The sequence below is a fragment of the Paenibacillus sp. 05T425 genome, assembly GCF_056396205.1.
In genome coordinates this window covers 113,278-125,860 of record NZ_JBFTLA010000014.1, presented here as the reverse complement: position 1 = coordinate 125,860, position 12,583 = coordinate 113,278, and the positions used below count along the sequence as shown (strand labels likewise).

Here is a 12,583-nt window from a genome sequence, read left to right as displayed (position 1 = left end):
CCGAATATGGATGTTCTTACAGTGGCAAGAATGTGTTTGCAGTATAATCCATCACCGACTTTTTCGTATATGATGACTATTGATTGTCATTGTCATTTTTGATTTTGTATCAACAATCATAGGTAGAATCAAAAATGTTCTATAATGCCAAGACAATTCTAGTAAACCGAATCCACTGTCTATGCTGTTCCGTACAGCAAAAATCCACTACCTCCTGCGGTAGTGGATTAATATGGTGGAGGCGAACCGTGGCTGTGAAAAACCACAATCCGCCGCAGTGTATTAGTTAGGGTGTTTGGGGAGGTGGCTCAACGGCTTAATCTTATTGGCAACCCCAAACGGAACATGCGCGGTTGGAGAAACACTTGATACTCCCTCAATATGACCTACCTGATCATCGAAAAAGATATGAGGACGAAATACTTTTAATACTCTCCCCTTCTCTATTCCTCCAAGAAAGAAAGCTTCGTCAACCAATATTCCAAGAGTTCTTAGCGTCGTTACTACGCGCTCATGTGCAGGTGCATTCCTTGCCGTTACTATAGCTATCCGGACACGCGGGGAATACGTATTATCATTCTGTTTCTTCTTCCACTCTCGGCGCTGAAGAGTGGCTACTTCACCAAAAAATTTGAACAGTGGACCGGGCGGCAGAGCTTCGCTTGCCTTTTGCCTCTCATTTTCATGAAAGCCTTCCATTCCAAGAGCCTGATAGATCCCTTCCGCTGAATCGTCGGCGATAATACCGTCAAAGTCAAACGCAATCCGAAGTTCTAACTCTTTCTCATCATCAACAAATCCAGTAGGAAACACCTGGGCAGCTGGCAAACCCATTTCGATTGCAGATCGCACATCATTAGGATCTGCCGAAAGAAATAATGAAGCGTTAAATGCATTCATGTAAATGAATGGATTCGTTCCTGCAACGAATGCAGCACGAGTTATCGAAAGTCCATAGTGTTGAATAGATTTGAAAACGCGTAGACCCGTATCGGGATCGTTCCTCGACAGTAACACGACCTCAACCGGTTGGTCGGCCGGATCATCACCGTTGATCATGAGTAGACGTTTTATCAAAGGGAATGCTACTCCCGGTTCTAGCACATCTTGTTCATGATTATGTTGATATTGGCGATATTCTTCCTCCCCCTTTTCCTTAAACACCTTGTCGGACTCCTCCAAGTTGAAAAGAGCGCTTGAGGCAACAGCTACTACAAACTTCTCTTCTATGGGGAAAGGCATGGTCTCCTCACTCCTTACTGTTATATGTGAGATAGCAATTCAGCGAGGTAAAGCCTGTCCATTCCCGCCGATTATCATCTCAAATAATATTACATCAATATTCGACTAATTCTTCCAGATCCCTCCACTTAAAAAATAAAAAGTACCCAATCAACGTCGCAATGACGTAAGTCGGTTACTTCTATTAGTCACAAGTATGCTGAACCCCTGTCCGAAACTACTTACACTGTTCCCCGTTACTTCTCCCGCTCCAGCAAATATCGGGCCGTAAATTGGTCCGTAATTAGTACGTTCGCGTACCCACCGGTCAACGCACCGAAGATACCGTCTACCTTCTTTGCCCCGCCGGCAACTAGAATGGACTGTTCCTTCCGCTTTAGCTCGTCCAAGTTGATGCCGATCGTTCGTTGATCGAGCTCCTCCGAGCAAATGTCGCCGGCCGCGTCGATATAACGGGAGCAGATGTCGCCCGCCCCTTTCGCCCGAATTATAGCCAGTTCTTCCTCGGTAAAATAGTTCGCCCGAATCAGCACCGAATCCTCGGACGGAGCTCCTACTGTCACCACGGCGATATTAGACTGCTTGCCTAGCTCCAAAATATTGCGGATATGGCGATCCTTCTCGATCGTCTGCTTCACGATCTTATGATCGACCAGCGCCGGCAACGGGATGAAATACGGCATGGTGTGGAATGCTTTGCCGAACAAATGTACAACTTCATACGCATATGTATTCGTCTCCGAGTGGCTGACGCCGCCGTTCAACTGTACGACCTTGACGTCGCGGACAGGCTTGTCCTTCAGATGAAGCGCCACTTGATACAGCGTCGTCCCCCATGTAGCGGCGATAATGTCGCCATTCTTGACCGTATCATATAGATAGTGGGCCGCTGCCTCGCCGATGTACTTTTTGACAACGCCGTCCTCGTAATGCGGCACCGATGCGACTACCGCTTTCCTCAGCCCGAACTTCGTCTCCAATCTTACCGCAAGAGCACCGTTGTTCTCTCCCGGGTGGACGATCTTGATTTGCACATACCCTTCGTCCTTCGCTTGCTGCAAGAATCTCGAGATCGTCGGACGCGAGACGCCAAGCTTCTGGGCGATTTCCTCTTGATTGTGATTTAGTTCATAATATAGTCTTGCCGCATCTATCATTTTGCTAAGCTTATCTTCCGCTCGCTCATCCGCCATTAGCACCCAACTCTTCTCAACATGAATCATTATTTTCTTCAAAACTATACCAAATGGCCGTCCTATTGACAATGACTGCCGCGCATGCAAAAGAGCCCCTGCCCACTCGCGAATGCAGTGAACCGGGACTCTTGCACAATCTGGTTAGCTTATGGTCTCCTTATTGCTTGTTCTTCAAATACTCCAGAACGGAAAGCAGCAAGGTAACGACCTCAGCCCTCGTTGCGTTTAATTCCGGCTCGAACCGGTTGCCGCCCATGCCTTCAATCAAGCCCTCTGCATAAGCAGCCGCAATATACGGACGAGCCCACAGCTTGATGTCATCGGCATCGGTAAACGTTGGCACTGCATCGGGATCGACCTCAATGCCCAGCGCCCGCACTAGAATGATGGTCATCTCCGTCCGTGTCAACGGATTGGACGGACGCAGCGTATTGTCCTCATAACCAGCGATGACTTGTTCCTTGACCAACTGGGCGAAAAATGATTGCGCCCATGCCGGCACTTGATCGGCATCCGCAAAGTTCAATTCGCCGCTCGATGAAACATCAAGCTTAAGCGCTCTGCCTATCATCGTAACAAACTCCGCTCTTGTCGTTTGGCCATCAGGACGGAACGTACCGTCCCCGTAACCGCTAATAAAGCCCGCTTCGATAGCAGATTCGATCGACTCCGCGGCCCAGTGGTTGCCCACATCCGTAAACGAAACTTCCGGCGCCTCCGGAGTAGGAGTAGGTGTAGGTGTCGGTGTCGGTGTAGGTGTAGGTGTCGGTGTCGGTGTTGGCGTTGGTGTCGGCGTTGCCGTCGGTTCCGGTGTTGGCGTTGTTACCGGCGGTTTTGGCGTTGGCTTCGGTGTCGGTGTCGGTGTCGGCGTCGGTGTCGGCAGCGGACTACCGTTCAAATCAACGATCCTTCCCTCGACTGCTGACGTAGACGCCGTAATCGTTCCAACCTTCTGGATATACTTCGTAAATACCTCGTAATCCGGCAAATAAAGCAGATTAACGCGTCCCTCTTTATAAGCCTTCTCCAGCGAAGCGTAGAAGTCTCCGCCTTTGGCCGTGAACGCATTAGTTGCCACTTCATAGGTCGCGTTCAGATCAAGAGGAACATAGCTGTTGCCGTTCTTCACCTCTATGCGCACGACGCGCTCGTTCACCGGCTTGGTTGAATCATAGTCGAATCGCATGCCCGCAACATGCGGGAACCGGCCGTCCTTTGTCGTCGTAATGGTGGAGACACCGTTCTCCATTGCTTCCTTGATTTCTTGTCCCGTTAACGAAATGGTAACCAGATCGTTATTGAACGGAAGAACCGTAAGCACTTCGCCTTGCGTAATCGCACCTGCATTGATCGAGTCGCGGATGCCGCCGCCGTTCTGCAGCGCGATGACCGCATTCGTGCCAGCCGCCTTGGCTGCGGCCAGCATGCCGTCAGCAATCAGATTGCCGAGATTCGTCTCCTTCGAGCGTACGTCCGCTCTTACGCCGTTCAGTATGACTTCCGTATTGCCGACCTCCGTACCCGAAAGCTCAACAATGCCCGGTTTATACTTGGTATCGAGGATCTCTTTCGCTTCCGCATCCTCGGCCACGACATACGCCGTGCCGTTCTTCGCGTCAATGGAGATCAGCTCTTCGTCCCATTCCGTCAGAACGCCTTCATCGTTAAACATAACTTCGAGTCTGCCAAGGAATTGGCCCTTCTCCCCGGTTTGCACGATAAGCTTCGGCGCGTTCGGGTCGGTATTGTCGACAACCGCTTCGTCCAGCTTGGTATGGCTATGACCGCCGACAATAATGTCGATGCCGTTAACCGCTTTGGCAAGCTCAACGTCCGCATCGTAGCCCAGGTGGGATAGCACGATGATTTTATTAATGTTTTGCCCCTTCAGCATGGCAACCGCAGCAGCAGCCTTAGCCTCCGCGTCCTCGAACTTGACGTCGCCCGGAGAAGCGATATTCGCCGTATCCTCCGTCGTCAAGCCGATGATTCCGACCTTCTCGCCGTCAACATCCATAATAAGCGCCGGATAGATCGTTTTGTCGCTGCCCGGATTTCCGATTTCATTCTTGAACATCTCTTTCAGAATCGCATCATCCGAGAAGTTCACGTTAGAGGAAACGAACGGGAACTCGGCATTGCCGATAAAATCGGCAAGCACTCGCGAGTTTTTGTCAAACTCATGGTTGCCGAACGTCATCGCGTCGTAACCGACCAAATTCATGAATTCGAGATCGGCTTGACCCAGATACTTGTTGAAATACAGCGTACCGGAGAACACGTCGCCCGCATCGACAAGAATCGGATTCGTCGCGTCCGCTTTCGCATCCTTAATCGCCGTCACGCGTCGAAGGACGCTATTCGGCGAGCTGGTTGTATCCAAATTCGCATGCGTGTCGTTCGTATGCAGTATCGTAAGCGGGAAGCCGGACGACTTCCTCAGGTCGAGCTGTGCCATAACGGCGTCGTGATCGGATACCCGGCCGTCCGACGGCGAGAAATCCGCGTTCAAATGGACAACGTCCGCCTCAGCGCTTGCAGTCAGGTTTTTGCTGACCAAAATATGGTCAAGCACCTGCGAATTGCCGTCGAACGTATACGTGTACCGTTCGTTCAACGGAAGCTCGTCAATCAGATTGTCGAGCTCGTTTCCTTTCAATAGCTGTGCTGTTTGAGTGAATTGGAAGTCGTTCAAGTCGCCTAGAGCGACAATATTGGCCTCCGAATTTTTCGTAAGCACATCCTTTACAAAACCGTTCACGATTGCCGCGATTTGATGACGCTGCGCTTCGCTCGACAGCACAGGAGGTTGAACGACGCCGAATGGCCCGTTGTCGCCGCCTTTGGAATTAAAGTGATTGGCGATGACGATTACTTTCTCGCCTTTGAATTCGAACTGAGCCGCAAGCGGCTTGCGCGAGCTGTTGAATGCAGGGTTCGTCGGATCGATTCGGCCCGGATTGTAGTTCAATTCATTCGTAGCGGCTGTGTATCCAACAGCTTCGATCGCGGAACCTTTCCGATCGTTCTCGCTGCTAGAGAGGCTTACGCGATCCGGATTGTAAAGGAACCCTACGCGAATATTTCCGCCTGGCGCTCCGCCATCCTGGTTGTTCTGAGGAGCGATGTCCGTGTAGACGTAATCGGGACCGCCTTCAGCTTTGATCGCGGCGATTAAGTCGGATGCATCCGCTTCAACCGTGCCGTTATTCGTTTCGCCGTTGCCGTCCTGCATCTCGACGACGCCGATAATATCCGGTTTCTTCATGTTGGATACGATCGATTCGGCCAATTTCTCCGTCTTGGTCGCCCCTACGCCCGGGTAATAATTTTCAATGTTATAAGAAGCGATTAATAATTTATCGTCGTTGATTTCAAGCGTAGTCGTTTCACGCTCGAACGTATTTTGGGTAATAGCCGGCAAGCCGTTCCATGCCGGAATCACCTTGAAATTGCCGTTGTTGTAGCCAATAACGCCTGTTACGTCGCTATTGAACTTGTCGCCTGTACTGACTTCCTGACCCGGATCGCCGTACGCGATCAAGAGACGCTGCGGATTCAGGTTGTTCAGCTCTTTAAGCACCAACCCTCCTGCAGCCGTAACAACGTCGTTTGCATCATTTTCGATTCTTGTCGGTATATTGTACAGCATCGAGTTGCCGTTTCCGCTTGTCCAATACGGACTCAAAATCGTAGGCGTTGGCAGCTTAACGAGCATGCCCTCCAAGGATTCATAGAAGTCGATGGCATCCTCCGATGGCTGGAACTGCGTCATCGGAACGGTGTCATTGTCGATGATGGATGATGGAATCACTCTGCCGTTCTTGCCAAGCGTGACGGCTTCAGGCATCGCCCCGGTCGGAGATAAGATTGCTCTTGCGGTCATCGTAATTTGCGTAGACGTTAAATTGCTTGTGCTTCCTTCATTGTACTCGGATACCGCACCCGTCACCGCAACCTGGCTCCCGATTGCCGGCTTCAGCGATTCGTTCGTGCTGTATACGAAGATCCCTTCGGAAGTATTGATGTTATCATCGGGATTCGGATCCTGCATGAAGAACCCTTTGTAAGCGCCCGTGGCGAAGGTGTAACCGTACTGCGTTACGACGCCTTCAACGTCCGTAACCGTCTGTCCCGCATATTCCGACGAATGGGATTCGCCCTGAATATCGTGGATGCGCGGGGCCACCGAAGCCTCGTATTCGAACGTATAGACATCGCTAGTCTGTCCGCCGGCAACGGCTATCGCTTTAATGACAACGTCTTCGCTTACCGTAATCGGTTCGTCATAAAGCTCGCTTGCCGCCGTAGGGCTAGTGCCATCCAGCGTATAATAAATCGCAGCTCCGCTAGTTGGGCTCGAGAGAGTTACCGAGCTTCCGATAATAATTCGGCCTGCTCCCGGACTTGCATTTACCGAAAGCATATCCTCTACCAGCGCGGCATCGTTTAGCGGAATGAACTGATAATCCGCGTTAAACTGCTTAATCACACCCGTTATTTTTTCAAAAGTTTTATTTACCGATAATTTCGATAGGCTGGAGTAGATTGTAAAGGTGTTGCCGCCTTGGCTAGCGGTTACTTTGCTTCCTTCTTTGCCGGTGATCGTCACATCTTCAAGCGTAACGAGCTCCGCCTCGTGAGCCTCGCCGTTAGCCGCCGACAAATCCGCGCCCGTTAACAGCTTTGGTTCCGGTACGCCGGCATCCTGCTGGGCGACCTCATAAGTTAGCCCGGACTGAGGCTTAATTTCCTCTAGATTACTGTAAATGTCCATAACGCCGCCGACCTCGACAAGGTCTCCGACCTCCGCAAACGGCGAGAATCCGTACAACACGATACCGCCCGTTTCGTCCTGAATGTACATTTCGGCACCGTCAATGTGCGTCACGACGCCTTCGGTCCACACATTTTGCGCCTTAGCGGTCGTACGCGCCGCAGCAACGCCCGACTTTTCCAATATCGTATAGTCGAAAGTCGACTCCGGGCTGTCCGCCATACCTTGCGCCTGCGCGTAAGCTTTGATCGTTGTCGCTTCGTTTATTACGATCGGTCCCGTATACGGCTCGAAGTCTTCCGTTCCTCCCGATCCATACACGGAAGCATAGACAGAGGCACTAACCGTTGCAGACTCCAACGAGATCTCCGTACCTGCAGGCCAAGCATTGGGCCTAGGCGAGGCCGTAACGGGACTTACGGCAAGCTCGTTATAGCTGCTGTTGCGAGGATCCGGCGTTTTAACTTCAAAATCGGCCGAGTTATTATCCGTATCCTCTCCGCGACTGCCTTCCGCTGCGCCTGCAGCGGCCTTCCGAATAGCTGCGGTCGTGTTCGATAATACAGGGGTCGGACTCGTCTCTGATAAGTTTGCCGACCCGAAGCCTACCAAATCGATTGTAGTATTAGAACCGTCAACCAAATCCACTTTCCCGTTCGTGCCGCTCAAGAGTAACGTTCCGACTGCATCGGGAGCAGGCAGATCCTTCGTCCCGCCTGTGCCTGCCGATTGCTTAATTAGAAAGTAGCCTTTGGCATTAATTGTGCCATTTATAGCCGTAACATTAGCAGCATCAAACGGATTAGCAGCACTGGCATAACGTACCTTCCAATTCGTCATTGTGACCGGAGAATCGGTGGGGTTGTACAACTCGATAAAATCATTTTTGTACTCTGCCCCGTTGTTGCCTCCGCCCCCGTACACTTGCGAAATGACAACATGATCAGCCGACGCTGCCCATACTGGCGCGCCAATGCTTCCGAGCGTACTGCCGACTACCATAACCGCCGCTAGCATCATACCTGTCTGTCTCTTGATACGGGAAATCCAATGCAACATGTTTCTTTCTCTCCTCTCTCCTACCAAAAATTTCACAATAACTAGCATTACATCCTTAATAGAGTAGTTCTCATTTGTAATCAAAGCATCAAAATGAAATTAAGTTCTAGTAAACATGAACATTTGTTCAGATGCGACAACAAAAATCCCCTTCTGCAGACATGCACACGATCTGGTTACAGAGTGTTTGCACGATGAAGTAAGGGGATCTAATCGTTTGGGCCCAACCGGAACGAGCCGCATCATAATATGTCATATATACTAACATCACTTATGCTGGCTAGTATACAGCGGAGCCAAACATCTGTCAATCGGCTGAAATAACTTGATATTTTTCGCGAAAATTCAACAAAATCAACTATTTAACGTTCATCTGGACGAACAGGCCTGCAATTGATATACTTGCCGGAGTAGACAGGCCTATACCGTCCAGAAACAGGGGGCAAGGGATGAGAAGATACAATTTTATAAGACCGCTAATATTGATAGTAACCGCGCTACTGACCAAAAGTCTGATTACTAACCTTTGCATGTTGTTTGGTTTAGAGCAGGAAATAGCGTCCAACTTAGGATTCATGGCAATGATTGCTGTCGCACTTATCATCTATACCCGCATGATGAAAAAACGCCGCAAATAGAAAAACAGATTCCAAATACAGCAAAAGACCGCCGGTTAAGGCGGTCTTTTTGTTTTACTCCTTCACGGCGCCTAGCATAATACCGGATACGAAGTACTTTTGCAGGAACGGATATACGATCAGCATCGGCACCATGGCGATGAATACCTTAGCCGAATTCAGCGTCCGGTTAGACAGCTCCGACAGCTTCTTGTATTGTTCGGGGGTTAGATTGGTGCCAACCGGAATGTTGACGACAAGCTGCTGGATATAGGTTTGGAGCGGATATTTAGCGGAAGTGTTCATGAGCACCAATCCGTTAAAAAACTCGTTCCAGTGATATACGCTAAGGAACAACGCCACTGCGGCAAGTACCGGAATGGAGCATGGGATATACACCCGGAACAGGACCGACCAAGGACCGGCGCCGTCGACCACGGCCGCCTCATGCAGCTCCTTCGGCAAATTGCGGAAGAAGTTCATGATCAGAATGACGTCGAATACCGGCACGCCTCCGCCAAGCACCAACGCCCAGATCGTATCGATCAAATGATAGTTTTGAATGGTAAGATACCAAGGGATCAATCCCCCGTTAAACAGCATGCAGAAGACAAGCACCCACATGAACGTATTGCGCATTTTGAAATCCTTCTTGGGCCTTGCCAGCGGATAAGCCATTAATACCGTCATCAGCAAGGCGAATCCCGTACCGAGCACGGTGCGTTGGATGGAAATCCAGAACGCGTTAAAGAACAGGCTGTCGCTAATAATCTCCTTATACGACGACAAGGAGAAACCGATAGGAAATATCGTAACCAAGCCCGCATTGGCGGCCGCTTTCTCGGAGATCGATACACAGAAGGTGTACCAAAGCGGGTATATGCAGCTGACGAGCAGAAGACCGAGGACGACGATATTGGCAATTTCAAACGTCCGCGAGCCTACCGTTATATTTCTGACCAATACAGCTCCCTCCTTCAGAAAACCGTGTAATCGGCATAGCGATACGCCAGACGATAGGATATGAATATGAGCACAAAGCTAATGACCGACTTGAACAATCCGGCAGCCGTCGCGAGCGAGTATTGCAGATTTTGCAAGCCTAGCCGGTACACCCATGTGTCCAAAATATCTCCGGTTGAATACACAAGCGGGTTGTACAGGTTATACACCTGGTCGAAGCCGGCATTCAGCACGTTGCCCAAGCTTAAGACGCCAAGCAACACAACCGTAGTCGACAGAGCAGGCAGCGTAACGTGCCGGATTAACTGCCAACGATTGGCCCCGTCAATGGCGGCCGCCTCATACAGATTGAGATTAATGCCCGTTAGCGCCGCAAGATAAATAATGGCGTTAAAGCCGAACTCCTTCCACACGTCGGTGCCGATGACGAGCTGCCGGAATATACCCGCATCCGCCATGAATAGCTTAGGATCGAAACCGAACATCCCGATAACCGTATTGACGACGCCGTAATAGCCGAAGATCCCGATGACAATCGTTGACATAATAACCCACGACAGAAAGTGCGGCAGGTAAACGACGGTCTGCACCAGCTTTTTGTAGCGCAAGCTGCGAAGTTCGTTCAGCAAAATGGCAAAGACGAGAGGGACAAGCAAATTGAGCGCGATTTTGCCGACTGCGATAATAAACGTATTGATGATGACCGTCTTGCTGTCGTTCAGCTGAAACATATACTTGAAGTTTTCGAGTCCCACCCACTCGGATTTGAACATCCCCGCTCCCGGGTTAAAATTCTGAAAAGCCATCACAATTCCGGTCATAGGCACGATACTGAACATCACTAGCCAGACCATGCCCGGCAGCAGCATCAAATAATAATGTTTCTGATGGCCTAATTTCCTCAATGCGTCTAACCTCCCTTCTTCCTATCCGTATAACAAAGCTTGCGGAGTGCACTTAGGAACCGCAGTGCCTTCCGCAAGCTTCCGCACGTTTATTTCTTCAAGAGCTCCGCCACTTCCGCCGTGATCTCGTCACCGCCTTGAGACTTCCAGTCCTTCACGAATTTGTCGAAAGAGTCGATGGATGCTTGGCCAAGGATGATCTTCATCACGGTTTCGTCCTCCATCTTCTTCAGGTTGGCCCATTTCGTTTCCATCGTCGGCGTCTGGTTGTAGGTGACGCTAAATACCTTCTTATCGATAGGAATCGTCGTGAACGGACGATCGCCGATCAAGATGGAGTACAAACGCTGGAAGTCGCCGAAGTTAGCCGTGCTGAAGTTGCTCACATTCAGATCGTCGTACGGAGGCTTAATGACGTCCCTCACCTTTTTCGCATCCGCATACATCAATTTGTACAAGCTGTTCGGCTTATTGTAATCCTCTGGATCCGTCTCGCCTTTCAGCACTTTCAGAAGCTCGACATACTCGTATTCCGTCTCGTTGGCTGCAGCCATAACGTTGCGAAGCGGATACCAGCCCACGGCAACCGATAAATCAAAGGTCGCTTCATCGCGTACAAGGGCGTTATTCATGATCATGATCGCTTTGACCACATCCGGCTTGGCGTTTTTGCTAATAATGGTGTAGGTGCTGCCCGTCGTCTTCATATGCGCATTCCACTTGTTATCATCGGAATAGACCGGATAGGCCTGCCAGTTCGCCGTCGGATCGTTCTTGAAGGAGTCCCCGTTGCCGTAGCCGCCATTCCACCATGGACCAAAGAAAATGCCTGTCTGATTGGCATTGATCGGATCCCCTACGTTGTCGCGTGTGCCTACCTCGGGATCGATAAGTCCTTTTTTGTACCAATCAGCCAGCAAAGCCAATGATTTTCTTGTATTGTCCGATATCGTTCCGTACGATACCGATCCGTCGCCATTGTCAAGCCAGTAGCCCGGATATGCATCCATCGCGCCAAAAATCGGATCGAATCCGCCCATATTGTTAGAGGAAACAAGGAACGTGGAATACGGGAACGTATTTTTGGAAGGACCGGCAATACCGATCGTTTTGTCCCCGCCAAGCTTATTATCTATAAATGCTTTCGCCGCCTTTTCAACATCCGACACCGTCTTCGGCACGGGCAGCTGCAGCTTATCGAGCCAATCCTTGCGAATCCACAAGACGTGAACGCCGTCGGTATCCACCGTAATGTTCGGGAGCGCAACCATCTTGCCCTTGTAGCTGGCATTTTCCAATGCACGGCCTTCGGTGCTCGCCATAATGTCCTTCACCTGAGAGGACTGATATTGCTGGAATATATCGGTGATGTCATAGAGCAATCCCGAGCTGGCCGCTTTGGTCATGAACGAGCGGTCGTCGACAACCATGCCGTCCGGCAGCTTGCCCGAAGCGATCGTTAAGCTGACCTTCTGCTTGAAATCGTTGCCGGTGGCCGCGGTCCAATCCACGATGACGTTGATGTTGTACTTCTCCTTGAGGTAGCGCGTGTATTGGTTATTGCTTACGCTGTCGCCTTCCGGCAGCGTTTTGTCTGTTGGATCTACCACCATGCCGATGTGAACGTCAACAGGCTTGTCAAATTTGGAGAAGGCCAAATCGTCTCCCGAAAGCTGGGAGCTCGAGTCTGGTTGTGAAGACGCTTTCAAATTATTCGATGAATCATTGGAAGAAGTACATGCTGTCAAGGTTAGGCCAAGCAATACGACGGAAAGCAGCATTGCCATATTCTTTTTCATCTAATCCCTCCCTAAGAGAATGGCG

Annotated in this window: 7 protein-coding genes; 1 reads left to right on the top strand and 6 read right to left on the bottom strand. The window is 50.4% G+C overall.

What is annotated here, in order from left to right:
* Positions 1–282: 282 nt before the first annotated feature.
* The 3 genes from AC1DF0_RS26460 to AC1DF0_RS26450 form a co-directional block, all read right to left on the bottom strand.
* Positions 283–1,242: a 5'-nucleotidase gene (locus tag AC1DF0_RS26460; RefSeq protein ID WP_477576265.1), complete on the bottom strand. Its 960-nt coding sequence runs from the start codon at positions 1,240–1,242 to the stop codon at positions 283–285.
* Between the two features lie 236 nt (positions 1,243–1,478).
* A complete protein-coding gene (locus AC1DF0_RS26455) occupies positions 1,479–2,435 on the bottom strand; it encodes a sugar-binding transcriptional regulator (protein ID WP_477576263.1) in 957 nt (318 codons plus the stop codon).
* Between the two features lie 160 nt (positions 2,436–2,595).
* Entirely contained in the window at positions 2,596–8,274 is a 5,679-nt protein-coding gene (locus AC1DF0_RS26450) for a 5'-nucleotidase C-terminal domain-containing protein (protein ID WP_477576261.1), read from the bottom strand.
* Positions 8,275–8,723: 449 nt separating this feature from the next.
* Between AC1DF0_RS26450 and AC1DF0_RS26445 the strand changes: the two genes are divergently transcribed.
* Positions 8,724–8,912 carry a hypothetical protein gene (locus AC1DF0_RS26445; RefSeq protein ID WP_477576259.1) on the top strand — a complete coding sequence of 63 codons (189 nt, stop codon included), beginning with the start codon at positions 8,724–8,726 and terminating at the stop codon, positions 8,910–8,912.
* A gap of 54 nt (positions 8,913–8,966) precedes the next feature.
* On the opposite strand, the gene AC1DF0_RS26440 is transcribed toward AC1DF0_RS26445, so the two are convergent.
* From AC1DF0_RS26440 to AC1DF0_RS26430, 3 genes are all read right to left on the bottom strand, one after another.
* The gene (locus AC1DF0_RS26440) at positions 8,967–9,854 is read right to left on the bottom strand and encodes a carbohydrate ABC transporter permease (protein ID WP_442051667.1); all 888 of its coding nucleotides are present in this window, start codon (positions 9,852–9,854) and stop codon (positions 8,967–8,969) included.
* 14 nt (positions 9,855–9,868) lie between these two features.
* The gene (locus tag AC1DF0_RS26435) at positions 9,869–10,759 is read right to left on the bottom strand and encodes an ABC transporter permease (RefSeq protein ID WP_442051666.1); all 891 of its coding nucleotides are present in this window, start codon (positions 10,757–10,759) and stop codon (positions 9,869–9,871) included.
* A gap of 89 nt (positions 10,760–10,848) precedes the next feature.
* Complete coding sequence (locus tag AC1DF0_RS26430) at positions 10,849–12,558, bottom strand: extracellular solute-binding protein (RefSeq protein WP_477576256.1); 1,710 nt, start codon at positions 12,556–12,558, stop codon at positions 10,849–10,851.
* Between the last annotated feature and the right edge of the window lie 25 nt (positions 12,559–12,583).

Bases quoted from the DNA above. Each gene is read 5' to 3' on its own strand.
- AC1DF0_RS26445 (WP_477576259.1), top strand. From the start codon at position 8,724: ATGAGAAGATACAATTTTATAAGACCGCTAATATTGATAGTAACCGCG.
- AC1DF0_RS26450 (WP_477576261.1), bottom strand. From the start codon at position 8,274: ATGTTGCATTGGATTTCCCGTATCAAGAGACAGACAGGTATGATGCTA.
- AC1DF0_RS26455 (WP_477576263.1), bottom strand. From the start codon at position 2,435: ATGGCGGATGAGCGAGCGGAAGATAAGCTTAGCAAAATGATAGATGCG.
- AC1DF0_RS26460 (WP_477576265.1), bottom strand. From the start codon at position 1,242: ATGCCTTTCCCCATAGAAGAGAAGTTTGTAGTAGCTGTTGCCTCAAGC.
- AC1DF0_RS26430 (WP_477576256.1), bottom strand. From the start codon at position 12,558: ATGAAAAAGAATATGGCAATGCTGCTTTCCGTCGTATTGCTTGGCCTA.